The 22565-nt window shown below is 72.4% G+C and carries 18 protein-coding genes, 2 tRNA genes and 1 pseudogene; 9 read left to right on the top strand and 12 right to left on the bottom strand.

Annotation, left to right across the window (positions count from 1 at the left end; genetic code table 11):
- Positions 1 to 32: 32 nt before the first annotated feature.
- Together ACZ4MU_RS13935 and ACZ4MU_RS13930 are read right to left on the bottom strand one after the other, a co-directional pair.
- The gene (locus tag ACZ4MU_RS13935; RefSeq protein WP_467875236.1) at positions 33 to 533 is read right to left on the bottom strand and encodes a heme-degrading domain-containing protein; all 501 of its coding nucleotides are present in this window, start codon (positions 531 to 533) and stop codon (positions 33 to 35) included.
- On the bottom strand, positions 530 to 1627 hold the full coding sequence (locus tag ACZ4MU_RS13930; protein WP_467875234.1) for a Gfo/Idh/MocA family oxidoreductase: 1098 nt from the start codon (positions 1625 to 1627) through the stop codon (positions 530 to 532). The genes ACZ4MU_RS13935 and ACZ4MU_RS13930 overlap by 4 nt, the downstream gene beginning before the upstream one ends.
- Positions 1628 to 1683: 56 nt before the next feature.
- Here ACZ4MU_RS13930 and ACZ4MU_RS13925 point away from each other — a divergent pair, with 56 nt between their 5' ends.
- The 6 genes from ACZ4MU_RS13925 to ACZ4MU_RS13900 all read left to right on the top strand — a co-directional run bounded on the left by ACZ4MU_RS13925 (position 1684) and on the right by ACZ4MU_RS13900 (position 7487).
- Positions 1684 to 2766, top strand: coding sequence for an ROK family transcriptional regulator (locus tag ACZ4MU_RS13925; RefSeq protein ID WP_467875232.1), 1083 nt, complete (start codon positions 1684 to 1686; stop codon positions 2764 to 2766).
- A gap of 252 nt (positions 2767 to 3018) precedes the next feature.
- Positions 3019 to 3762: a hypothetical protein gene (locus tag ACZ4MU_RS13920; RefSeq protein WP_467875229.1), complete on the top strand. Its 744-nt coding sequence runs from the start codon at positions 3019 to 3021 to the stop codon at positions 3760 to 3762.
- 194 nt (positions 3763 to 3956) lie between these two features.
- Positions 3957 to 4736 carry an HAD-IIA family hydrolase gene (locus tag ACZ4MU_RS13915; protein ID WP_406556684.1) on the top strand — a complete coding sequence of 260 codons (780 nt, stop codon included), beginning with the start codon at positions 3957 to 3959 and terminating at the stop codon, positions 4734 to 4736.
- A gap of 114 nt (positions 4737 to 4850) precedes the next feature.
- Positions 4851 to 5441, top strand: a complete 591-nt coding sequence (locus ACZ4MU_RS13910; protein WP_467875226.1) for a hypothetical protein — start codon at positions 4851 to 4853, stop codon at positions 5439 to 5441.
- A 13-nt stretch (positions 5442 to 5454) separates the two neighbouring features.
- Complete coding sequence (locus ACZ4MU_RS13905; RefSeq protein ID WP_467875223.1) at positions 5455 to 6138, top strand: class F sortase; 684 nt, start codon at positions 5455 to 5457, stop codon at positions 6136 to 6138.
- 329 nt (positions 6139 to 6467) lie between these two features.
- Positions 6468 to 7487, top strand: a complete 1020-nt coding sequence (locus ACZ4MU_RS13900; RefSeq protein ID WP_467875221.1) for a glycoside hydrolase family 6 protein — start codon at positions 6468 to 6470, stop codon at positions 7485 to 7487.
- Positions 7488 to 8235: 748 nt separating this feature from the next.
- On the opposite strand, the gene glxA is transcribed toward ACZ4MU_RS13900, so the two are convergent.
- The 3 genes from glxA to ACZ4MU_RS13885 all read right to left on the bottom strand — a co-directional run bounded on the left by glxA (position 8236) and on the right by ACZ4MU_RS13885 (position 12717).
- Complete coding sequence (glxA, locus tag ACZ4MU_RS13895; protein ID WP_467875218.1) at positions 8236 to 10191, bottom strand: radical copper oxidase GlxA; 1956 nt, start codon at positions 10189 to 10191, stop codon at positions 8236 to 8238.
- Positions 10188 to 12140 carry a glycosyltransferase family 2 protein gene (locus tag ACZ4MU_RS13890; protein WP_467875215.1) on the bottom strand — a complete coding sequence of 651 codons (1953 nt, stop codon included), beginning with the start codon at positions 12138 to 12140 and terminating at the stop codon, positions 10188 to 10190. Before ACZ4MU_RS13890 ends, glxA begins: the two co-directional genes overlap by 4 nt.
- A 503-nt stretch (positions 12141 to 12643) precedes the next feature.
- Positions 12644 to 12717 (bottom strand) — tRNA-Lys (locus ACZ4MU_RS13885).
- 193 nt (positions 12718 to 12910) lie between these two features.
- On the opposite strand from ACZ4MU_RS13885, the gene ACZ4MU_RS13880 reads away from it, so the two are divergent.
- The 3 genes from ACZ4MU_RS13880 to ACZ4MU_RS13870 all read left to right on the top strand — a co-directional run bounded on the left by ACZ4MU_RS13880 (position 12911) and on the right by ACZ4MU_RS13870 (position 16373).
- Positions 12911 to 14464, top strand: coding sequence for a peptidoglycan-binding protein (locus ACZ4MU_RS13880; RefSeq protein ID WP_467875213.1), 1554 nt, complete (start codon positions 12911 to 12913; stop codon positions 14462 to 14464).
- An 11-nt stretch (positions 14465 to 14475) separates the two neighbouring features.
- A complete protein-coding gene (locus tag ACZ4MU_RS13875; RefSeq protein WP_467875210.1) occupies positions 14476 to 15633 on the top strand; it encodes an SPFH domain-containing protein in 1158 nt (385 codons plus the stop codon).
- A gap of 143 nt (positions 15634 to 15776) precedes the next feature.
- Positions 15777 to 16373 (top strand): lytic polysaccharide monooxygenase auxiliary activity family 9 protein, encoded by a 597-nt coding sequence (locus ACZ4MU_RS13870; RefSeq protein ID WP_467875207.1) that lies wholly within the window; start codon positions 15777 to 15779, stop codon positions 16371 to 16373.
- 180 nt (positions 16374 to 16553) lie between these two features.
- On the opposite strand, the gene ACZ4MU_RS13865 is transcribed toward ACZ4MU_RS13870, so the two are convergent.
- The 7 genes and pseudogenes from ACZ4MU_RS13865 to ehuB form a co-directional block, all read right to left on the bottom strand.
- Positions 16554 to 18056 (bottom strand): MFS transporter, encoded by a 1503-nt coding sequence (locus ACZ4MU_RS13865; protein WP_467875204.1) that lies wholly within the window; start codon positions 18054 to 18056, stop codon positions 16554 to 16556.
- A gap of 432 nt (positions 18057 to 18488) precedes the next feature.
- Positions 18489 to 18562: transfer RNA gene (locus ACZ4MU_RS13860), tRNA-Lys, on the bottom strand.
- Positions 18563 to 18635: 73 nt separating this feature from the next.
- Positions 18636 to 19394 carry an IclR family transcriptional regulator gene (locus ACZ4MU_RS13855; protein WP_467875202.1) on the bottom strand — a complete coding sequence of 253 codons (759 nt, stop codon included), beginning with the start codon at positions 19392 to 19394 and terminating at the stop codon, positions 18636 to 18638.
- A gap of 177 nt (positions 19395 to 19571) precedes the next feature.
- Positions 19572 to 20363 carry an ectoine/hydroxyectoine ABC transporter ATP-binding protein EhuA gene (ehuA, locus tag ACZ4MU_RS13850; RefSeq protein WP_467875200.1) on the bottom strand — a complete coding sequence of 264 codons (792 nt, stop codon included), beginning with the start codon at positions 20361 to 20363 and terminating at the stop codon, positions 19572 to 19574.
- Positions 20353 to 21030, bottom strand: a complete 678-nt coding sequence (gene ehuD, locus ACZ4MU_RS13845) for an ectoine/hydroxyectoine ABC transporter permease subunit EhuD (protein WP_467875197.1) — start codon at positions 21028 to 21030, stop codon at positions 20353 to 20355. Before ehuD ends, ehuA begins: the two co-directional genes overlap by 11 nt.
- Positions 21027 to 21686, bottom strand: a pseudogene (gene ehuC, locus ACZ4MU_RS13840) (ectoine/hydroxyectoine ABC transporter permease subunit EhuC). Before ehuC ends, ehuD begins: the two are co-directional and overlap by 4 nt.
- A complete protein-coding gene (gene ehuB / locus ACZ4MU_RS13835) occupies positions 21683 to 22537 on the bottom strand; it encodes an ectoine/hydroxyectoine ABC transporter substrate-binding protein EhuB (protein WP_467875194.1) in 855 nt (284 codons plus the stop codon). Before ehuB ends, ehuC begins: the two are co-directional and overlap by 4 nt.
- Positions 22538 to 22565: the final 28 nt, after the last annotated feature.

Below are 22565 nucleotides of genomic sequence, written 5' to 3'. Positions count from 1 at the left end.
CCGAGCTCGCCTGACCAGGCGTGGCAGCCGGCTCACCGGGCCAGGAACCGCCGCAACCCCTCCACCACCAGCGCGTGGTCCTCCACCTGCGGCAGGCCCGAGACCGTCACCGTGCCGATGACGCCCGCGTCCGTCACCCGCAGCGGGAACGAGCCGCCGTGGGCCGCGTACCTGTCGGGGTCAAGGCGCGAGGACGCCTCGAACGTCGTGTCCTTGGCGCGGAAGCGGGCGCCGACCAGGTACGAGGCGGCCGCGTACCGCTCGGTGACCCGGCGCTTGCGGTCGACCCAGGCGTCGTTGTCCGGGGTCGAGCCCGGCAGGGCGCAGCGGAAGAGCTGCTGGGCGCCGCGGTGGATGTCGATCGTCACGGGAGCGCGGCGGGCCACCGCCAGCTCCCGCAGCAGTGAGCCGAGCACCCACGCGTCCTCGTACGTGAACCGCGCCAGCTCCAGTTCGGCCTCCTGCGCCTCCAGTTCGGGGATCGTGAAGGCCGGGGCGGAGGCGGGGGCCGGGGTGTTCGCCGGGGCCGTCACAGCGCCACCTCCACCGTCACGCCCTCGCGCGCCGACCTGCGCGCCGCCTCCAGGACGTCCAGGGCCGCCGCGGCCTCCTGCGCGGTGACCGGCGGCTCGCCGCCCTCGCGCAGGGCGGTGGCGATCGCCGTGTAGTACGCGGGGTAGTCGCCCCGCAGGGTCGGGACGGGGCGCCCGCCGTCCGTCAGCGGGGACTCCCCGGAGCCGACGCGGCCCCACATCTCCTCGGGCTCCAGGCCCCAGGGCTCGCCGGTGCCCGGGCGCAGGCCCTCGCGCAGGGCGGACTCCTGGGGGTCGAGGCCGTACTTGACGTACCCCGCGGCGGAGCCGAGCACCCGGAAGCGGGGGCCGAGCTGGGCCGTCGTGGCGCTCACATAGAGGTGCGAGCGGACTCCGCCCGCGTGGGTGATCGCGATGAAGGTGTCGTCGTCGGCCTGGGCGCCCGGACGGCGGACGTCGGCCTCCGCGTACACCCGCAGCGCCGGGCCGAACAGGACCAGGGCCTGGTCGACGAGGTGGCTGCCCAGGTCGTACAGCAGACCGCCGATCTCCGCCGGGTCGCCCGACTCGCGCCAGCCGCCCTTGGGCTGGGGGCGCCAGCGCTCGAAGCGGGACTCGAAGCGCTGGACCTCGCCGAGCTCGCCCGCCGCGAGCAGCGCGCGCAGGGTCAGGAAGTCGTTGTCCCAGCGGCGGTTCTGGAAGACCGAGAGCAGCAGACCGCGCTCCTGCGCCAGCGCCGCGAGCTCGCGGGCCTCGGCGGCCGTGCCCGCGAGCGGCTTGTCGACGACGACCGGGATGCCGGCCTTGAGGGCGTCGGTGGCGATCGGCACGTGCGTCTTGTTGGGGGAGGCGATCACGATCAGGTCGGGACCGGTGTCGAGAAGCTCGTCCGGGGAGGCCGCGAACCGCAGGCCGTCGCCGTGTTCGGCGCGGGCCCGCGCGCGGCGCTCGGGGCTGGACGTGACGACCGTGTCGAGGGTGAGCCCCTCGGTCGCGGCGATCAGCGGGGCGTGGAAGACGGAGCCCGCCAGGCCGTAGCCCACGAGTCCGACGCGGAGGTCGCGGAAGGAATCGGTGTCCGTACGAGCGTTCATGCCATCCACTTAAGCAACGCTGTTGCCAAAGTGCAAGCGCAGGAGACAATGGGAGCGTGAACAGGAGCAACTCGGGAGCCAACCTGCCGGCCCTGCGCAGCCACAACGCCGCGCTGGTGCTCGATCTGCTGCGGACGGCCGGGGAGGCCGGCATCAGCAGACTGGAGCTCGCCGAGCGCACCGGCCTCACCCCGCAGGCCGTCAGCAAGATCACCGCGCGGCTGCGGGCGGAGGGGACGGCGACCGAGGCGGGCCGCCGCGCCTCGACCGGCGGCAAACCGCGCACGGTGCTCAAGCTGGTGCCCTCCGCCGGGCACGCCCTGGGGCTGCACCTCGACCGCGACGAGCTCACCGCGGTCCTGGTCGACCTCGCGGGCACGCTGGTGGGCGTGCGGACCGTGCCGCTCGACCTCGGCGCGGGCCACGACACCGTGGTCGGGACCGCGGCGGAGCAGGCCGCCTCGCTGATCGGCGGCCGCGCGATACTCGGCGTCGGCGTGGCCACCCCCGGCCCCCTCGACCACCACACCGGGGTGCTCCACCGGGTCACCGGCTTCCCGCAGTGGAACGGCTTCCCGCTGCGCGACGCGCTCGCCGCGCGCCTGGGCCTGCCGGTCGTCCTGGACAAGGACACCAACGCCGCCGCCCTCGGACTCGCCCTGCGCGGCCCGGCCGACTCCTTCGCCTACCTCCACCTCGGTACGGGCCTGGGTGCGGGACTCGTCCTGGGCGGCACGCTGCTGCGCGGCGCGCGGACCGGCGCGGGGGAGTTCGGCCACCAGACGATCCTGCTCGGCGGCCCCGCCTGCGACTGCGGCGCGCGCGGCTGCATCGAGGCGCTGTGCCTGTCATCGGTGGCCCGCGGCGACATCGCCGCCGCAGCCCGCTTCCTGGGCGTCGGCGCCGCCAACCTCGTCGGCCTGCTGGACATCGACCGCGTGCTGCTCGGCGGCCGTACGGTCATGGGCGCGCAGGACGGCTTCGTCCGGGGGGTGGAGGCGGTCCTGGAGGAGCGGGCCCGGCGGGGCGGCGACGCACGGGCGGTCCCGGTGTCGGTGGCCCCCGGCGGCCCCCACACGGTGGCGGAAGGCGCGGCGCGGCTGATCCTGGGGCCGGTGTTCGGGCATGGGGTCGGGTGACGGGCGAGGGGTTCGGGGGCGCGTCGGGTGTGTGAGGCGCGTGAGGTGGATGAGGCAGGCGTGTGAGGCGCGTGATGCATGTCAGTCGTGTCAGGCACGCCGACACGTCAGACCCGTGACGATGATCCGCTCACCCGATATTCGGCTGATCGGGCGGACTTCAGGGGCCGGTCCGGCGTGGGCGGGCGTGGCGCGGGCCCGCCGGTGGCAGGGTCCCGGTGGACGTACGCCCGCGAGCAGCAGAGGTCCCTCATGCGACTGCGCAACGCCCTCGCCATCTCCATGACCGCGGCCACGGCGCTGTCCGCGCCCTCGGTCGCGGCGGCCGACGAGAGCGAGCCGCGGGGGCGGCAGGGGCACGCCTCGCTCTCCGCCGCCAACCAGCCCGTCTGCGGGGACCGGGCCGCGGCCGACTTCCCCGTGAACACCCGGATCCACGGCGGTCCGGCGGAGTACGTCCCCGGCGGGGGCGCCCAGTTCTGGTACGTCGACCTCACCAACACCACCGCGCACACCTGCCGCAACATCCACCCCGTGGTCGTCCTCGTCGACCGGGACCGGACGCTCAAGGACTCCCAGGCGAAGCTGGAGTTCTTCGACGCGTCGGCGGGGCGCGCGCACCCCGTCCCCTTCGAACGGACGGACGCGGACGAGCACATCGGGGTGTTCGACGACGGGTTCCCCGGGTTCGTGATCGGGGCGGGGGAGACCGTGACCGTGAAGGTCCGGCTCGGGTTCACGGCCGACACCCGGCCCAACGAGGTCACCGCGAACGCGGCGGTGGTGCAGCGGCGCGGGGACGACGGGGAGTGGGTCGGGGAGTCGGGGGGCTACCGGTTCGGCATCGGGCCGGTGGAGCCGGAGATGCCGCAGCTCGCGGGCCTGCCGGAGCTGGCACGTACGGGGGTGCCCGTTCCTGGGTGGGTTTCGGCCGGCGCCCTGCTGCTCGGGGGTGGGGCGCTGGTCGCGGGGGCGTGGCGTCTGCGGCGTCGCTGAGTTCCCCACAGGGGCGCGGGGAACTGCGCGACCAGCGGGCGCCGTCCGCACCCCGGACCCATCGGGTACGGGGGAGATCGGCCAGGTGAAACCCGCCGGTTCCTGACTAGGCTGGGCGGTGCCGGTGCAGCACAGCGCGGTGCGCCCGGCACCGCCCAGCTCACCCCATCGCACACCGCAGGAGAGTCCGACCCATGGCCGAGCGCAAGCCGATCGAATCCTGGCTCACCGACATGGACGGGGTCCTCATCCACGAGGGGACCCCCATTCCGGGGGCGGACGCCTTCCTCAAGGGGCTCAAGGAGTCCGGCAAGCCCTTCCTGGTCCTGACCAACAACTCCATCTACACCCCCCGCGACCTCCAGGCCCGGCTCGCCCGCATGGGCCTGCACGTGCCGGTGGAGAACATCTGGACCTCGGCGCTGGCCACCGCGAAGTTCCTGGACGACCAGCGGCCCGGCGGCACGGCGTACGTGATCGGCGAGGCCGGGCTCACCACCGCGCTGCACGACATCGGCTATGTGCTGACCGACCACGAGCCGGACTACGTGGTGCTGGGCGAGACCCGTACGTACAGCTTCGAGGCGCTCACCAAGGCGATCCGGCTGATCAACGGCGGAGCGCGGTTCATCTGCACCAATCCCGACGAGACCGGTCCCTCCGCCGAGGGTCCGCTGCCCGCGACCGGCGCGGTGGCCGCGCTGATCACCAAGGCGACCGGCAAGAAGCCGTACTTCGCGGGCAAGCCCAACCCGCTGATGATGCGGACCGGGCTGAACGCGATCGGGGCGCACTCGGAGACCAGTGCCATGATCGGCGACCGGATGGACACCGACGTCCTGGCGGGCCTCGAGGCGGGGATGCAGACGTTCCTGGTGCTGACCGGGCTGACCCGGCCGCAGGACGTGGAGAACTTCCCGTTCCGGCCGTCCACGACCGTGGACTCGATCGCCGACCTGGTGGAGCTGATCTAAGCGTCGCTGGCCCCGTTCCGTCGCCGGCGCGAGCCGTTCGTACGGAGCCGTTCGGGTGCGCCCGGGATGCGAAACGCGGCGCGGCGGGTGAATCTTCGTATCAGGAGGTTCACGATGCGTTTTCGACAGGTCACGCTGGGTGCGGCCATTGCGGCCGCCACCGCCCTGATGCCCGTGTCCGCCGCGACGGCGGACTCCGACCCGCACGGCTCGCTGACGGTGACGCCGTCCACCAGCGCCCCGGGCGCCGAGGTGGACCTGCGGGTCGGTGTGTGCGGCGGCCGGGAGGCCATCGGGACTTCGGAGGCCTTCGTCTCGCAGGTGCGGTTCAGACCGGCGGCGGACGGGGGCCTCTTCGCACAGGCCCGTATCCGCTCGGACGCCCAGGCGCGCTCCTACGACATCTGGGTGAACTGCAAGGACAGCTCGGGCCAGGCCTCCGGCCGTGTCACCATCGTCCACGGCGGCTCCCACAACGACGGCCGCCACGACGGCAACCACCACCCCGACCAGCGCCCCGACCACCACGCCACCCCGCACGCCCCCGTCCACGCGGGCGGCGGCGGCACCGCCCGCTTCGCCCAGGGGCAGGCCACCGAGCAGGGCCCGGGCACCCGGCACGCGGTGATCGGCCTGGCCCTGGCCGCCGTGGCGGCGGTCGCGGTGGCGGGCCGCAGCGCGCGGCGCCGGCGCGGCGGCGGCTGAGGCGGGCACGGCCATGTCCTCGGAGCACACGTCCGGCTCGGGCCGGCTGCTGACCGGCGTGGCGTGGGCGGTCCTGCTGGTCGGCCTGTGGCTGTGGGGCCGCGAGGTGACCGACGGCCCCGGCGGCAGCTCGGCGCCGACCACCGGTGACGTGGCCGCCGTGGGGCGCCCGCTGGGCGTACCCCTGCCGCCCGCGCACGACCCGGTCACCGCGGCGCCGCCCCAGCGGGTCGAGATCCCCTCGATAGGGGTGGCCGCACCCGTCGTGCCGCGTGGCCTGGACACGTCGGGCGCGATCGACCCGCCGCCGTACGACCGGCCGGGCACGGTCGGCTGGTTCGGCGCCGGGGTCCAGCCCGGCGGGCCCGGCGCGGCGCTGCTCGTCGGCCATGTCGACACCGAGCGCAAGCCCGCCGTCTTCTACGGTCTGAGCGCCGCCCGCCCCGGCCAGAAGGTCCGGGTGACCAGGACCGACGGGTCGGTCGCCGAGTTCACCATCGACGACGTGCAGGTCTTCGGGCGCGACCGGTTCGACGCGCACAAGGTGTACGGGGCGCGCCGGGCGGGGCGCGCGGAGCTGCGGCTGATCACCTGCGGCGGCACCTACGACCGCAAGGCGCGGACGTACACGGCGAACGTGGTGGTGTCGGCGTATCTGACGGACGTGCGCACGCCGGCCTCGTCCCTCCGGACCTGAGCGTGGCGGCGCCCGGTCCCGTACCCGGCCCGGCCGACGGCCCGCTCCCCCCGGAGTCGCCGGCCGGGCCGGTCCTCGACCGCGGGCGCGCGGGCTGCGGGAGAAGCCCGGCACCTCCACGGGAGGTTCGAGGGGACCGGCGTCGAACTGTGGCCGGGAACGGGGCCGATGCGACCACTGTAGAACCGGTGTGCGCTTTCGGCCTAGGGCGGGATGACGCCAAGTCGCCCTCCGTGCGCGCTGGGTGGGATCGGGCACGTGAGCGTACGTGGTGGTGTGCCACGATGGATCGGGGGAAGCGTCCGGAAAAGTACGTCAAGGGGGATCGGATGGTGCTGATGGGTGCGCGGACGGGCGCGGCCGGGGTGGCGGTGGCGGCGATGGGCGCGGCCCTGCTGCTGACGTCCTGCTCGTCCTCCTCGTCCTCCTCGGACGGCAGTGCGAAGCCCGAGGTGACGCAGCAGCCCAAGGGGACCGATCCGTTCTGGGTCAATCCGGACGGCAACGCGGCCCGGCAGGTCGCCGCGTACCGCGAGAGCGGCGACGACGACAAGGCCGCGCTGATCAGGAAGATCGCGGAGCAGCCGGTCGGGGAGTGGATCGGCCCGGAGAACCCGGAGTCGGAGGCGAAGGGCTTCACCGAGGCGGCGGCGAAGGCCGACCGTACGGCGCTGCTGGTCCTCTACAACATCCCGCACCGCGACTGCGGCCAGTTCTCCAAGGGCGGGGCGGCGGACGGGGACGCGTACCGGGCGTGGGTGGACAAGGTGGCGGCGGGCATCGGGGACCGGCCCGCCACGGTGGTCCTGGAGCCGGACGCGGTGCTGCACCTGGTCGACGGCTGTACGCCCGCGCGGTTCGCGGAGGAGCGGTACGACCTGCTGAAGAAGGCGGTCGAGCGGCTGAAGCGGCAGCCGGGCGTGAAGGTGTACGTGGACGCGGGCAACGCGGGGTGGCAGCGGCCGGACGCGCTGGACGAGCCGCTGCGGCGGGCCGGGGTGGCGGCGGCCGACGGCTTCGCGGTCAACGTCTCCAACTTCCAGACGACGGCGGCGAGCCGGGACTTCGGCCACCAGCTGTCGGCGAAGCTGGGGGGCAAGCACTTCGTGATCGACACCAGCCGCAACGGGAACGGGCCGTACGGGGGTGGCGATCCCCAGCAGACCTGGTGCAATCCGCCCGGGCGGGCGCTGGGGGAGCGGCCCACCACGCGGACGGGGGATGGGCTGGTGGACGCGTATGTGTGGGTGAAGCGGCCGGGGGAGTCGGATGGGGGGTGCAAGGGGGGGCCCAAGGCGGGGGAGTGGTGGCCGGAGTATGCCCTGACGCTCTCCCGCAACACGAAGTAGCCCCCACCCCGCCCGTTCCCTCAACCCTCCGGGGGCGGGTGGGGGTTGAGGAAATTCCCGGGGGCCACGCCCCCGGCCCCCCGCTTGCGGGGCCTGCGGCCCCTGCACCCTGCTACGGGGGTTGCACCCCACTGCGGGGCTGCGCCCCGGCCCCGGATCGGGAGCCTTCGGCCCCGCCCCCTTCTTTCGCCTGCGGACCGTGCTGGGTTGCTCGCGCAGTTCCCCGCGCCCCTGACCACCACGGGGCTGCGCCCCTGTGCCCCTCTTTCGTCTGCGGACCGTGGGCGGCTGGTCGCGCAGTTCCCCGCGCCCCTAAGCACCCAGGGGCGCGGGGAACCGCGCGCTCGGCCACAGACACCCGCAGACAACACCCGAGCCCTGAAGGGACGCGGGGACGGCCCGCAGACGACGCCCCGCCCCGATAGGGGCGCGGGGAACTGCGCGAGCAACCCAAGACGGCCTGCGCACGAAGTTCGGGCCCCATAAGGGGCGCGGGGAACTGCGCGACCGGCCCGCCACCGGCCCGCAGACGAGGACCCGCCCCGATTGGGGCGCGGGGAACTGCGCGAGCAGCCATCCACGGCCCGCAGGCATACGCCCGGCCGACCAGGGGCGCGGGGAACTGCGCGAGCAGCCCGCCACCGGCCCGCAGACGACGCCCCGCCCCGATAGGGGGCGCGGGGAACGGCGCGGGCAACCCAAGGCGGCCACCCGCTCGCAGGCGAACCCCGGGTGACCCGCCGCCCCCCTACCGCACCTCCACCCACACCCCCCGCGACGGCACCCCGTCCCCGTTCGTCACGAACAGCATGTACCAGCCCGCCGGGACCAGGTTGCGGTTCTTCGGGATCGTCAGGCTTACGCCCGCCCCGTTCCCCTCCCCCCTCTTCACCACGTCCAGCGCGATCGACCGCTGGTCGATGTCCGTGACGTGCGTCGTCGCGCTGGGGCGGATCAGGCGGGCCGTCTTCACCGAGGCCGCGTCCTTCGTGGGGAAGAAGCCGCTGGCGCCCCGCGCCAGGGACCGCGGACCGGGCCCGAGTTCGGGCCGGGCGGACTCGCCGCCCTTGTACAGGTACGGCGGCGTGTAGATCTCGATCCGCTGCTCGAACACCCCTGGCTTGGTGTTGTCCCTGTCCGCGAACAGCGAGTCCCCGCCGAAGGTGACGACGCGGCCGTCCGGCAGCAGGATGGAGCCGGCGTGGTAGTTGCGGCCGACCTCGGGGTCCGCGACCCGCCGCATCGTGCCCGTCCTCGCGTCGTAGATCCGCGCCTGGTGGAGGTTGGACCCGCCCCGGCCCCGGTAGTCCTTGGAGCCGCCGGTGATGAGCATCGTGTCGTCGGGGAGCACCGACGTCTCGGGGTAGCGGGTGCCGTCGGAGAGGGAGGGGCCGTCCTTGAAGGACGGGTGGGGGTCCTTGAGGTCCACGATCCGGGTCTTCTTCGACGCCCTGGCGGACTCCCCGACCCCGCCCCCGCCGATCACCATGTACTTCTCGTCCTGCGCCGGCGGCATCAGCACCGTCCCGGACGTCTCCATCTCCTGCGGGTCGCTCAGCCCGGGGATCTTCGTGAACCTGTTGGTGGCGAAGTCCCAGACGCCGGGGTCGCGGCCGACGTCGTCCGGCCCGTACCCCGCGTTGGAGCCCGAGTAGAACAGCTTGCCGTTCTGGAGCGGGAACACCGCCGGGTAGGTCGGGAACTGCCTGATCCCCTTCGCGTACGACCACTTCTTCGTCTTCGGGTCGTACACCTCGTTCTTGCCCGGCACCAGCTGCCCGATGTCGTCCAGGCCCGACAGGGCCAGCACCTTGCCGTCGGGGAGCGTCGTCAGCGTGGGGTACCAGCGCGCCTCGTTCATCGGGTCGACGGTGATGTACCGCTCGGCCACCGGGTCGAACTCGTAGGCGTCCCTGATCCCCTGGAAGTCCTTCTTGTCCAGGGCCAGCTTCTGCGCGATGCCGTAGACGTTGCGGGTGTCGGAGCCCTTGAGGCCCTGGACGCGGTAGTTGTCCTCGGTGCCGGTCTCGTGCTCGGTGCCGGACTCCTCGGCCTCCACGTAGATCCGCCCGAGCCCGGCCTCGGTGCGCAGGAACTTCCCCGTCTTCTTGTCGAAGACCTTCTTGGCGCGCTGGACGAGGACGGGGTCCTTGGAGACGAACGTCTTGCCGTTGGACTTGCCGGTGAACCGGCTGCCCGCGGGGAGCGTGACCGGCTTGTCCGGGTCCTCGTTGTGGACGATCATCAGGCCGCCGGCCTTGGTGACGTCGCCCTGGAGCTTCTCGTACCGCTTGGTGCCGCCCGCGATCAGCAGACGGCCGTCGGCCAGCTGGGTGTGGCCGGTGCAGAACAGGTCGTTGGGCGTGGGGATCTTCTTGAAGGTGTTCTTGTCGGGGTCCCACACCACCGTGTCGAACTTCTTCGCGTCGAAGTTCTTGGCGTTGTTGCCGGAACCCGCGACGAGCAGGACCTTTCCGGTGTGCAGCAGCGCCGCGTGGATCGTGTTGAGGCGGAACTCCTTGGGTATCTCGACCATGTCCCAGTGGCCGTTCTCCGCCTTGTACCCCGCCTGGTTGATCTTGTAGTCGTGGTACTGGTCCGAGGAGAACCGGTAGAGCCAGGGCCCGTTGGCGGCCCCGAGGGCGAGGACCACCGTCGTGCCGATCGCCCAGCGGCGGGCACGGCGGGTCGGACGGAATCTCATGGGTTACGTCCCCCAAGGGCGATCTGCGCGGTCTGGTCGGCGGGCTCCGGTGTCCCGTGCGCGTCCGGCGCTCCGGACGCGGCGGGTGTCCCCGGTGTCCACTGCGGGCGTTCCTGGAGGTGCGGGCCGGTCGGGGGCCCGGAGTGCCGGCGCCTGCCGCGCTTGTTCTTCTCCGCCCGTACGGTCCAGCGCCAGCCGATGATCGGCGCCGCCGTGATCAGCATGGCCAGGGCGGCCCAGGTGACCATCGCGGGGTGGCTGTGGCCGTTGAAGAACGAGGATATGAGCGAGCCGCCGAACAGGGCGATGAAGAACAGGTGGATGCGGAAGGTGCCGAAGAGGGTGTCGGGGCTGGACGAGTCGCCCTTGGGGGTCACCACGAAGGAGCTCTTGCGGCGCAGCACGGCGTCCATCAGCGAGCGGGCGTAGATGGGCGCGGAGAGCGCGGACATCACCATGCCCGCGATCCCGCCGGAGCCCTCCGGCTCGTGCGGCGAGACGTTGTGGCGGCGGTTCCAGATGTAGAGCCCGATCTGGAGGGCGGAGGCGTTGCCGTACAGCATCATCCAGATGACCGGGTCGATCTGCACGCCCGAGGCGCCGAGCCCGAGGAACAGGGCGCAACTGAGGGCTGCCAGGATCCAGTTGAGGGCCGACATCGGATAGAAGATGATCATCATGGTGTAGTTGAACAGCTTGCCGGGCGGCAGGGTGGTGAAGCCCTTCCAGTACTGCTTGAGGATCGTCTCGTACGTCCCTCTGGACCAGCGCAGCTGCTGGGTGAAGAAGTCGGTCCAGGCGCTCGGGCCCTCGCCGACGGCCAGCACGTCCGGGGTGTAGACCGAGCGCCACTTCTGGCCGGTGGCCGGGTTGGTGGCGCGGTGCATCTCGAAGCCGGTCGCCATGTCCTCGGTGATCGAGTCGTACAGCCCGCCGATCTGCTTCAGCGCGCTGATGCGCACGGCGTTGCTGGTGCCGACGAACATGGGCGCGCCGTACTTGTTGCCCGCCCGCTGGATCAGCGCGTGGAAGAGGAACTGCTGGGACTCGGCGGCCTTGGTGACGAAGGTGTCGTAGTTGCCGTAGACCTGCGGGCCGATGACGAAGCCGACGTCGGGGTCGCGGAAGTAGCCGAGCATCCGCTCCAGGTAGTTGGGCAGCGGCACGTGGTCGGTGTCGACGGAGGCGAAGAAGTCGTAGTCGCCGCCGTGCGCCTCCAGCCAGGCGTTGTAGTTGCCGTGCTTGGTCCTGGCGCGGTGCGGCCCCTTGGGCTGGTTCCAGCGCGCGACGCCCTTGCGGGAGAAGTGGTGCACGCCCAGGCGCGCGCACACCTCCTTGACCGCCGGGTCGTCGCCCTCGTCGAGGAGCCAGACGTGCAGCAGGCCGCGGTGGCGGATGCGGACCGCCGCCTCCAGGGTCCTGGTCACCATCTCCAGGGGCTCCTTGCCGGGCACGAAGGAGGTGAGGAAGGCGACCTTGGTGCCGGTCTCGGGCACCACGGGGACCGGGTCGCGCGCGACGAGTGTGGCGTGGGCGTTGGAGAGGACGTTCATGGTGCGGAAGAGCTCGATCAGGCCGATCGAGACCAGCATGACGACGTCCAGCACCAGCAGGGACCGTGAGGCGTGGTCGCGCTCGGTCCAGTGCCGGGGCTGCATCAGCCAGGCGAACAGGCCGAGCGAGACCAGCGGGGCGGCGCCGAGGAGCAGGGCCGCGCGTATCCGGTGCGGCTCCTGCGAGAGGAGCGAGCGGTAGCGCACCCGGTACGGCTCGCCCGGGCCCGGCTCGGTGAGCGGGCCGGCCAGTCTGCTGTAGTGCTCGTAGTCGTAGCGCGGCAGCGACTTCTTCAGCCGCTGCCGGGCCCCGGGCCGCAGATGCGGCGGAAGCCGGAGCTGGGTGGTCTGGGACGGGTCGTCGTGGTGCCGGGCGCCGGTCGGCGTCGACGTCATGAGTCATCCCCCCGCACGCAAAGGTCAGGTTGCGTGTGTGTCGTTGTTCCGTCGTCCGCTTCGGTCCCCCTCGACCTCGCGGACGTGGTGATGGCCGGTCGAGGGGCGGGCCGCACCTCGTGATCCAAGATGAGGAAGAGGCCCTTCCGGTTGCATGATGCCTCTGTCGGCAGCACTTCCTGAACGGGGCCCCCACCCCGTGGCCGAGGAAACCGGGACATTCCCCTCCGAAACCCCCGCGCGGCCTCCAAGTGATGGAGGCGCGCACCCCCTTGGGAACCGATGGCCCCCAGCCAGGTTTCTACGCTCGGCGGCTTGATCGCAAGGGTGAAACGAGGTGTTTCCCGGTCAAAGACGGGCTTTACGGGGCGCTTGTGCAGGGCGTGCGGATTTCGGATGGAGCGCCCGTGGGAGCGTCATGCGCCGCGTGGCGCGGGAGGCGCGGGCGCACTCCGGAACGACCACAGCCCCCTCACCGATGGTGAGGGGGCTGTGGCTGTCTGTGCGCCGCCAGGGACTCGAACCCCGGACCCGCTGATTAAGAGTCAGCTGCTCTAACCAACTGAGCTAGCGGCGCCTGCTGACACCGAGAACTCTACCGGACTCGGACGGGTGGTTCTGACCGGCGCCACGCGGTGAGATGTTCGTTTCATCCGTTTTGATCCGTCATAGTGCGGTTCAGGCGAACGGTGGGAAAGCTGTCGCCCGTGCACAAGCGCAGAGAAGATCGTGAACGACGACGAGATCGCCGAGAGCGGCAGGTGACGCCCATGACGGTGCCGGTGTTCGAGGAGTACGAGCCGGCGGGCGGGTGCGGCTGTCCCGGGTGCGCGGACCGGCGGCGGGCGGCCGCGCTGCCGGTGCGCGCGGGAGGCCACCCCGCCGCCCACGGCGCCCGTCGCGCGCTGGTGCTCGCGACCGCGGCGGGGGTGGTCCTCGGCGCCCAGACCGCGGCCGCCGCCCTCGCGCGGCCGCCGGCCCCGGGCGCCGGTCACGACCGGGCCGCCCCGGGGGGCGACACCACCGACCTCGACACCGGACCCGCCACCGAACAGGGGGCAGCGGGTGCCCTGCACGGAAGCCCCGCCGCGCGGCCCGAGGCCCCGGCGCCGCACCGGCTCCAGCCGATCACCCGGGCCGACATCATCAACCGCGCCAAGAAGTGGGTGGCGGCGCAGGTCCCGTACAGCATGCAGAAGTACTGGACGGACGGGTACCGGCAGGACTGCTCCGGGTTCGTCTCGATGGCCTGGAACCTCGGCACCAACGAGTGGACCGGCAGCCTGGGCAAGTTCTCGGTGCGCATCGCCAAGGAGGAGCTCGAACCCGGCGACATCCTGCTCTTCCACAACCCCGACAACCCGACCAAGGGTTCGCACGTGGTGATCTTCGGCGGCTGGACGGACTACACGCACACTTCCTACGTCGCGTACGAGCAGACGCCCCCGCGCGCCCGCAGACAGCCCACCCCGTACGCGTACTCGACCAACTCCGCCCGTTACGTGCCCTACCGGTACAAGGGTCTGGGCACCGGCGGCAGCGGCGCCATCGTCACCGAGCAGCCCGCCGCGGAGCAGCCCGCCGCGGAGCAGCCGGTCACCGAGAAGCCGGTCACCGAGAAGCCGGTCAGCGAGCAGCCCACCCCCGCGCAGCCCGTTCCCGCGTCGCTCGTGACCGCCTTCCCGGGGTCGGCGGCCTTCGGGCCGGGGGCGGAGAACGCCTACGTCACCCGCCTCGGGCGGATGCTGGTCGCGCGCGGCGGCAAGCGCTTCTACATCCAGGGCCCCGGACCCGTCTGGGGCGAGGCCGACCGCCGCGCGACCCAGGCCTTCCAGCGCGCCCAGGGCTGGACCGGCAGCGGCGCCGACGGGCTGCCGGGCGCCCGGACCTGGAGCCTGCTGGTGCGGGGCGAGGGCAAGGACATCCCGCCCGCGAGCGGCGCCACCGGCGCCCCGACGACGGCACAGACCCCCCGGCCCGAGCCGCCGGGCCAGGCGCCTGCCGCCCAGGCGCCGGCCTCCCCGGTCGGCGCCGCGGGGGCGCCCGCCGCGCCGACCGGCGCGACCTGGGCGGGCTGGGTGCGGGTGCCCGCCTTCCCCGGCCGGGCGTACTTCCGCCCGGGCCGGTCCAGCGCGTACGTCACCGAGCTCGGGCGGCAGCTGCTGCGCAAGGGTTTCGGGCGGTACTACACCTCGGGCCCCACTCCCGTCTGGAGCGAGGCCGACCGGCGCAACGTCGAGGCCTTCCAGCGCGCCCAGGGCTGGCGCGGCGCCGCGGCCGACGGCTACCCCGGCCCCGAGACCTGGCGGCGGCTGTTCGCATGACGGAGGCATCGATGCGCAAGACGACGGACACCCCCGCGCCCGGGGACGGCGCCCCGCGTCCCGCCCCCGGCGCCCGCCGGGTCGCGGTGATCCGGGGCGAGTCCACGGCCGAGATCCCGGTGCACCTGCTGTTCCGGGACGACACCGTGCCCACCCCCGTGGTGGCGCAGCCCGGTCCGAAGCCCCCGCCGCCCGTCACGGCCCGGCGGGCGGCGCGCTCCCTTCCGCCGCCCTCGCGGCCCGCCACGCCCGGCGACCCGGACCTCGTCGAGCGAGCCGGGCCCGTGGTGCCGGGGGCGGTGGCGGTCCTCGTGGGGCTGGCCGCGCTGGCGGGGTGCGCGGGCCTGCTCTGGTCGGCCGGGCTGCTCCCGGCGGCGCCGACCCGGGCGCTGCGGCTGCCGTCGTACCAGCGCGGAGGCGGGCACGCCCCCATGGACCCGGCGCGCTGGGCGCTCCTGGTGCTCGGCGCGGCCTGCGCGGCCGTCTGCTTCGGCGGGCTCGGGCGCGGCCGGGTCGGGTCCGCCTGGGTGCTCTCGCTCTGCGGCGACTACCGGGGGAGCGTGCGGCGCACGGGGCTGGTGTGGATGAACCCGATGCTGCCGCGCCGCCGCGTCGACGTACGGCTGCGGCACTGGCGCAGCGAGCCGATGCCCGCGGTCGACGCGGACGGCACCGCACTCCTGGCCGTGGTGCTCGTGGTGTGGCGGGTCAAGGACACCGCGCGGGCGGCGCTGGCCGTCGAGGACCACGTGGCCTATCTGCGCGACCAGGTGGAGGCGGCGACGGCCCGGGTCCTCTCCCGGCTCCCGGCCGACGCCTTCCACCAGGACGCCCCCACCCTGCGCGACGCGGAGGCGGTCGGGGACGCGCTGACCCGGCTGCTGAAGGCGGAGGCGGAGGCGGTGGGGATCGAGGTGTACGCGGCGCAGCCGACCCGGATCGAGTACGCGCCGGAGGTGGCGGCGGCGATGCGGCGCAGGCGGGTGGCGGCGCTCGACGCCCGGCACCGGGACGCCGTGCTGAGTTCGGTGGTGGACGCGGTCGACGACACGGTCGCCCGGCTCACCTCGCGCGGTCTGGTCGACCTCGACGACTACGAGCGCCGGGTGCTGGTGAAGGACCTGACGGTGGCGTTCTACACGGGCGGAGGCGGCGCGCGGGACGTCTGAGCGCGGGGGAGCGGCGGGGCCGAAGCCGCGGTGCGATTGGTCTGGACATGCTCAACTGGCCGGAATAGCCTGTGAGTTGGTCCAGACCAGATTGCACGCGTGCCACGGCCCAGAACTCCCCCACGTTCTCCAGGAGCGTCAGCATGCGCAAGAAGAAGCTGGGCGCGGCCGTGGTCGCGCTCGCGGCCGCGGGTGTCTCCCTGTTCGCCACCTCGAGCGCCGGCAGTCACGGCTACACCGACCAGCCGCTCAGCCGCCAGAAGCTCTGCGCCAACCGCACGGTGTCCAACTGCGGCGACATCCAGTGGGAGCCCCAGTCGGTCGAGGGCCCCAAGGGCTTCCCGGCCCAGGGCCCCGCCGACGGCACGCTCTGCGCGGGCGGCAACAGCCGGTTCGCCGAGCTCGACGACCCGCGCGGCGGTACGGGCTGGCCGGCGACCAAGCTGACGGCAGGTCAGTCGTACGCCTTCCGCTGGCAGTTCACCGCCCGCCACGCCACGACGGACTTCCGCTACTACCTCACCAAGCAGGGCTGGAACCCGGCCCAGAAGCTGACCCGGGCGGCCCTCGACCCCCAGCCGTTCCTGACCGTCCCCTTCTACGGGAAGCAGCCGCCGCCCACGCTCTCCCACGAGGGAACCGTCCCCACGGGCAGGACCGGACACCACATGATTCTCGCGGTGTGGACGATCGCGGACACGGGGAACGCGTTCTACGCCTGCTCGGACGTGCAGTTTTAGAGAGCCCGGGGTTCGCCTGCGGACCGTGCTGGGTTGCTCGCGCAGTTCCCCGCGCCCCTCCGGGGTCTGCCGCCCCCCGGAAGGATCGGATCAGCCACACTCCACCGGCCCGCGGACGAGACAGCGACGGCCGCCGGGCGGGCTCCTCGCGAGCCCGCGCGGCGGCCGTACGGGTACGGGTTACGCCACCAGTTCATTCTCCGGCGCCACCGGCGCCCCGGCGCCCCGCAGCAGCGCCGTCGTCACCCCCGCCGCGACCAGCAGCAGGACCGTCCCGCCGACCGCCGCGTACTGCATCCCGTGGACGAAGGCTTCCCGGGCCGTCGCCACCAGGGTGTGGTCGGTGCTCGCGACGGCCGCGCCCAGGGTCTCGCGGGCCGTCGCCGGGGCCGAGCCGGGCATGTCCGAGCGGTAGACCGCGGTGCCGATCGAGCCCAGGACCGCCATGCCCATCGCCCCGCCGAACTCCTGGCCGGTCTCCAGAAGGGAGGCCGCCGAGCTCGCCTTCTCGGCCGGGGCCGAGGCCAGCGCCATGTCGGAGACGAGCGCCATCACCGCGACGATGCCGCTGGCGAGCACCGCGGCGCCGGTCAGCAGCAGCCAGAGGGAGTCGGTGCCGGTGAGGGCGAGGATGCCGTAGCCCGCCGCGCCGATCACGAACCCGGCCGTCATCACCGGGGCCTTGCCCGCCCTGGCGGCGATGGCCGTGGCCGTCGGAGCGGCGACGCCCACCGCGAGCGAGGGGGCCATCGACCACAGGGCCGCCTCCATGGTGCCCATGCCGAGCACCGACTGGAGGTACTGCGTGGTGAAGTACGCCGAGCCCATCATCGCGAAGGCGGCGACGGCGTTGAGCGAGATCCCGGCCCCGAAGGCCCGGTCGCGGAAGAGCCCGGGGCTGATCATCGCGTCCTGCCGGGTCCGCTGGCGGCGGACGAAGGCCCAGCCGACCAGCAGGCCCACGGCCACCGACAGCAGCCGCGCCGTGCTGTAGCCCTCGGCGGCGAACTCCTTGAGCCCGTAGACCACCGGCAGCACCGCGCCCATCGACAGCGGCACGCTCAGCAGGTCGAACCTCCCCGGCGCCGGGTCCTTGGACTCGGGGACCAGGACGGGGACGAGGGCCAGCAGGAGCACCATCGCGGGAACGTTGATCAGGAACACCGAGCCCCACCAGAAGTGCTCCAGCAGCACGCCGCTCATCACCGAGCCAAGGGCGATGCCGCCCGCCATGGCGCCGGACCAGATGCCGATCGCCTGGCCGCGCTGCCTGTCGTCGCGGAACAGGGTGCGCACCAGCCCCATGGTGGAGGGCATCAGGGTGGCGCCGCCGACACCGAGCAGAGCGCGGGCGGCGATCAGCATCTCGGCGCTGGTCGCGTACGCCGCCGCCACCGAGGCGAGGCCGAAGGCCGCGGCGCCGATCAGCAGCAGCTTGCGGCGGCCGATCCGGTCACCGAGCGAGCCCATCGTGATCAGCAGTCCGGCGAGCGCGAAGGCGTAGATGTCGAAGATCCACAGCTGCTGGGTGGCGCTCGGGTCCAGCTCGCGGGTGAGGGAGGGGATCGCGAAGTAAAGGACGGAGACGTCCATCGAGACCAGCAGGAGCGGCAGCAGCAGGACGACGAAGGCGGTCCATTCCTTGCGGCCCGCACGGAGGTTCGTGCTCGGTGAGTGCGTCATGTCAGGAACTGTACGGTCGTTTAATACGAGCGTCTAGAACAAGTGTATAGGACATGTGTACGGCCCCACCGGAAGGTCCGGTGGGGCCGTACACATGCCGTTGTGAGGGGGAGGGGTTCGTCTGCGGGCCGGTGGGGCTTGCCCGCGCAGTTCCCCGCGCCCCTACGGGTCCGGCCCGGTACGCGCGGTCGTCGCGGTACCGGGCCGGACCTTCTGCCGTGAGGGCGCGGGGAGCTGCGGGACGGCTCCCGGCCGGCCCGCGGAGGAACTCCGGGCGACTGGACCCCCGGCTGCCGGGGCGGCGTCTGGTTCCAGCCTCACCTCGGCACCTTCGCGTCCGTCCCCGCAGCGCCGCTCATGCGTGTTCCTCCGGGAAACAGGTAGGGGCAACGCAAGAAGCCCTCCGCTGTCGCGAAGGGCTTCTGCCGTCTGTGCGCCGCCAGGGACTCGAACCCCGGACCCGCTGATTAAGAGTCAGCTGCTCTAACCAACTGAGCTAGCGGCGCCTGCTGACAGAGAAAATACTACCTGGTCCGCCGGGGTGCTCCTGCCACCCGGCGGATCACGGAAACGAAACGCCTAGATCGCCAGCGACAGCACCACGGGAGCCGCCCGCCGGTTCAGCGTGTCCGCGGCCGAGCGCAGCCGGTGGGCGTGTTCGATCGGCAGGGAGAGCGCCAGGCAGCCGACCGCCGCGCCCGCCGTGAGCGGAACGGCCGCGCAGACCGTGCCCACCGCGTACTCCTGGAGGTCGAGGACCGGGACCGTCGCGGGCTGGCTGTCCAGCTTGCTGAAGAGCACGCGCTCGTTGGTGATGGTCCGCGAGGTGAGCCGGGCGATCTTGTGGCGGGCGAGGTGGTCGCGCCTGCCGTTCTGGTCGAGCTGGGTGAGCAGGCACTTGCCGACCGCGCTGGCGTGGGCCGCCGAGCGGAAGTCCACCCACTCGTTGACCTTCGGGGCGCGCGGGCCGTCGGCGTACTGCGTGATCTTCACTTCGCCGTCGATGTACCGGCTGATGTAGACCGCCGCGCCGACCGAGTCGCGCAGCTCGGTCAGGGTGCTCTGGAGCTTGGCCTCCAGGGCCTGCTGGCGCACCACGCCGGAGCCGAGCAGGACGGTGGAGTCGCCGATCACGTACGCCCCGTCGGTCACCTGTTCCACGTAGCCCTCGCAGCGCAGCATGAGCAGGAGGGAGGCGAGATGGGCGGTCGGCAGACCGGTCTCACGGGCGATCTGGACGTCCGTCACTCCGCTCGCGTGCTTGGAGATCGTCTCCAGGACGCGGAAGGCGTACTGCACCGAGTGGAACGGCGCGGTCGGCTCTGGCTTCAGCGCCACGGTTTCCCCCTAGCAGGTCGAGGCTGCGAAGGTGGACAGCTTCACCGTTCCACGATAACCGCCAAGACCCCCTTCGGGTGGGGGTGTTGACGAGATTGATGATGCGCCCCGGCCCGTGTGCTGGGGCGCATCCGTACGGCATATGCCAGCGGAATGGTCGCTGGCCGGAAGGTGAGGTCAGAGCACCGAGCTCAGGAACTCGCGCGTACGTTCGTGTTCGGCCGCTGTGAAGATTTTCTCCGGCGGCCCGGACTCGATGACCTTCCCGGAATCGAACATCATGACCTCGTCCGAGATGTCGCGCGCGAAGTTCATCTCGTGGGTGACGCAGAGCATGGTGATGTCCGTCGTCGTCGCGATGTCCCGCAGGACGTCGAGGACCCCGGCGACCAGCTCCGGGTCGAGCGCGGAGGTCACCTCGTCGAGAAGCAGCACCTGGGGGCGCATGGCCAGGGCCCGGGCGATCGCCACCCGCTGCTGCTGGCCGCCGGAGAGCTGGGAGGGTTTGGCGTCGGTGCGGTCGGCGAGCCCCACCAGGTCGAGCAGCTCCTTCGCCCGTGCCTCGGCCTCGTCGGGCGAGAGCCCGAGCACCCGCACCGGCGCCTCGGTGAGGTTCCTCAGCACGGTCATGTTGGGGAAGAGGTTGAACTGCTGGAAGACCATCCCGATCTTCTTGCGGGCCTCCCGGCGCTCTCTCTCGGCGGCCGGAAACAGCCGGTCCCCATTGACCTGAATCGTCCCGGAGTCGGGGGTTTCCAGGGTCATCAGCAGTCGCAGGATGGTGGTCTTGCCGGAGCCGGAAGGACCGATCAGCGTGACGTGCCGCCCGGGCCGCACCGAGAAGCAGAGGTCGTCCAGGACCGTGGTGGTCCCGAAGCGCTTGGTGACGTTGTCGAAGGTGATCAGGGGCGCCTCGGACGGGGCGGCGGAGGAGGCGGGGGCGGACGCGGGGGAGAGGTCAGCGGGCAAGGCGGCGCTCCAGGGCTCGTACGAGAAGGGAAGCCGGGTAGGCGATGAGGACGAAGGCGACGCCGACGACGGTCAGCGGCTCGGTGTACTGGAAGGTCGACGCGCCCTCCAGACGCGACTGCTGGAGGAGTTCCAGGACGCTGATCCCGGCGAGCAGCGGGGTGTCCTTCAGCATGGAGATGACGTAGTTGCCGAGCGCCGGGACGATGCGGCGGACCGCCTGCGGCAGGATCACCGCCAGCCAGGTCCGGTGCGCGGGCAGGCTGAGCGCGGTGGCCGCCTCCCACTGCCCCCGGGGCACGGCGTCGATGCCCGCCCGGTAGACCTGCGCGGTGTACGTCGAGTAGTGCAGCCCGATGGCGAGGACGCCGGTGGTCAGGGCGGAGAACTGCACGCCCCACTCGGGCAGCACGAAGAACAGGAAGAACAGCTGCACCAGCAGCGGGGTGGTGCGGATGAACTCGGTGACGGCCGTCACCGGCCACCGCACCGCCCGGGCCCGCGCGCGCAGGCCGAACGCCCACACCAGGCCCAGCGAGAAGGAGATGAGCGAGCCGAGCGCGAGGACTTCCAGGGTGACCACCACCCCGTCCCAGAAGCGCGGCATGAAGTCGCCGACGGCGGACCAGTCCCAGGAGGACTGTGCTCCTTGAGCCGAAAGCGTCATTTGACCGTCACCCCCAGATTGGCCTTGGTGCGGCGCTCCAGCGCCTTCATGCCCCGGGTGATCCCGAAGGCGAGGACGAAGTAGATGACCAGAGTGACGCCGTAGATCCGGGCGCTGTCCTGGGTGGCGAGGCGGACCAGGTACGCGGCGAACGACACGTCGCCGACGCCGAGCAGCGAGACCAGCGCGGTGCCCTTGAGCAGTTCGACGAGCAGGTTGCAGAACGGCGGGATCATCTCCGGCACCGCCTGCGGCAGCAGCACCAGCCGCATCCGCTGCCACGGTGTGAGGCTCAGCGCCGTGGCCGCCTCGCGCTGGGCCGCCGGGACGGAGTTCAGCGCGCCCCGGACGATCTCCGCGCCGTACGCCCCGTAGGACAGGCCGAGCGCCAGGACGGCCGCCCACATCGGCACCAGCTGTCAGCCGACCAGTGGCGGCAGCACGAAGAACAGCCAGAACATCAGGACCAGGGCGGAGGTGCCCCGGAAGATCTCGGTGTAGAAGCCGGCCAGGAACCGGACGAACACCGAGCGGTGCGTACGGGCCATGCCGACCCCGAAGGCGACGGCGGCGGCCAGCGCCGCGCTGTACACGGTCAGCTGGACGGTGATCCAGATTCCCGGCAGCACCCAGTGCTGCCACAGTCCCGCCGTCATCGGCACAGCTCCTTGGCGGTGAGGGTGGTCATCTCCGCGCGGGTGAAGCCGAACGGCCGCAGGATGCGGAAGAGTTCGCCGCTGGCGCGCATCTTGCGCAGCTCGGTGTTGAAGGCGTCGCGCAGCGTGGTGTCGGTGGGCCGGAAGGCGAAGCCGCCGCCGTCGACCTTCTTCCTGCCGTCCACGACGGCGGCGAAGGGCGCGGTGGCCTCGGCGCGGCTGCTCTTGCGCACCACGGCGCGGGTGGTCAGCGCGGTCCCGGCGAAGACGTCGACGCGGCCGGACTCCACCGCGTTCAACCCGGCGACCTGGTCCTGGAGGATGACGATGTCCTTCTCGGGGATGCCGGCGGCCACCGCGTACTGGATCTCCGCGTAGCCGGTGCCGGTGGCGAAGCGGGCGCGGGTGCGCACCACGTCCCGGTACGTGTGGAGCCCCTTGGGGTTGCCCTTGCGCACGATGAACGCGTCGAGCATCTGGTACTCGGGGTCGGCGAAGAGGACCTGCGCGCAGCGCTCCTTGTTGATGTACATCCCGGCCGAGACGACGTCGAACTGCTGGGAGTTCAGGCCCGGTATGAGCGAGGAGAAGTCGGTGGCCACCGGCTGGACGCGGTCGATGCCGAGCCGCTTGAAGATCACTTTGGCCAGTTCCGGTGCCTCACCGGTGAACCGGCCGTCCTCGTCGACATAGCCGTACGGGACCTCACCGGCGATTCCCAGCCGTACCGTGCCCTGCGATCTGAGGCGCCCGAGCGCGTCGCCTTCGGGCACCCGGGAGCAGCCGGCGGCGGCCAGGGCCACGCCGACACCCCCGGCGAGAAACGTTCGTCGTGCAGTTGCTCGAACCATGGCGGCGCCGCTACCCGCGATCTACGCC

Source organism: Streptomyces sp. NPDC026377 (assembly GCF_055567715.1).
This window is presented reverse-complemented; position numbering and strand designations above follow the sequence as displayed.

Excerpts from the sequence above, each read along its gene's own strand:
- ACZ4MU_RS13930 (WP_467875234.1), bottom strand. The coding sequence starts at position 1,627 with ATGAACGCTCGTACGGACACCGATTCCTTCCGCGACCTCCGCGTCGGA.
- ACZ4MU_RS13920 (WP_467875229.1), top strand. The coding sequence starts at position 3,019 with ATGCGACTGCGCAACGCCCTCGCCATCTCCATGACCGCGGCCACGGCG.
- ACZ4MU_RS13915 (WP_406556684.1), top strand. The coding sequence starts at position 3,957 with ATGGCCGAGCGCAAGCCGATCGAATCCTGGCTCACCGACATGGACGGG.
- ACZ4MU_RS13910 (WP_467875226.1), top strand. The coding sequence starts at position 4,851 with ATGCGTTTTCGACAGGTCACGCTGGGTGCGGCCATTGCGGCCGCCACC.
- ACZ4MU_RS13905 (WP_467875223.1), top strand. The coding sequence starts at position 5,455 with ATGTCCTCGGAGCACACGTCCGGCTCGGGCCGGCTGCTGACCGGCGTG.
- ACZ4MU_RS13900 (WP_467875221.1), top strand. The coding sequence starts at position 6,468 with ATGGTGCTGATGGGTGCGCGGACGGGCGCGGCCGGGGTGGCGGTGGCG.
- glxA (WP_467875218.1), bottom strand. The coding sequence starts at position 10,191 with ATGAGATTCCGTCCGACCCGCCGTGCCCGCCGCTGGGCGATCGGCACG.
- ACZ4MU_RS13890 (WP_467875215.1), bottom strand. The coding sequence starts at position 12,140 with ATGACGTCGACGCCGACCGGCGCCCGGCACCACGACGACCCGTCCCAG.
- ACZ4MU_RS13880 (WP_467875213.1), top strand. The coding sequence starts at position 12,911 with ATGACGGTGCCGGTGTTCGAGGAGTACGAGCCGGCGGGCGGGTGCGGC.
- ACZ4MU_RS13875 (WP_467875210.1), top strand. The coding sequence starts at position 14,476 with ATGCGCAAGACGACGGACACCCCCGCGCCCGGGGACGGCGCCCCGCGT.
- ACZ4MU_RS13870 (WP_467875207.1), top strand. The coding sequence starts at position 15,777 with ATGCGCAAGAAGAAGCTGGGCGCGGCCGTGGTCGCGCTCGCGGCCGCG.
- ACZ4MU_RS13865 (WP_467875204.1), bottom strand. The coding sequence starts at position 18,056 with ATGACGCACTCACCGAGCACGAACCTCCGTGCGGGCCGCAAGGAATGG.
- ehuD (WP_467875197.1), bottom strand. The coding sequence starts at position 21,030 with ATGACGCTTTCGGCTCAAGGAGCACAGTCCTCCTGGGACTGGTCCGCC.
- ehuB (WP_467875194.1), bottom strand. The coding sequence starts at position 22,537 with ATGGTTCGAGCAACTGCACGACGAACGTTTCTCGCCGGGGGTGTCGGC.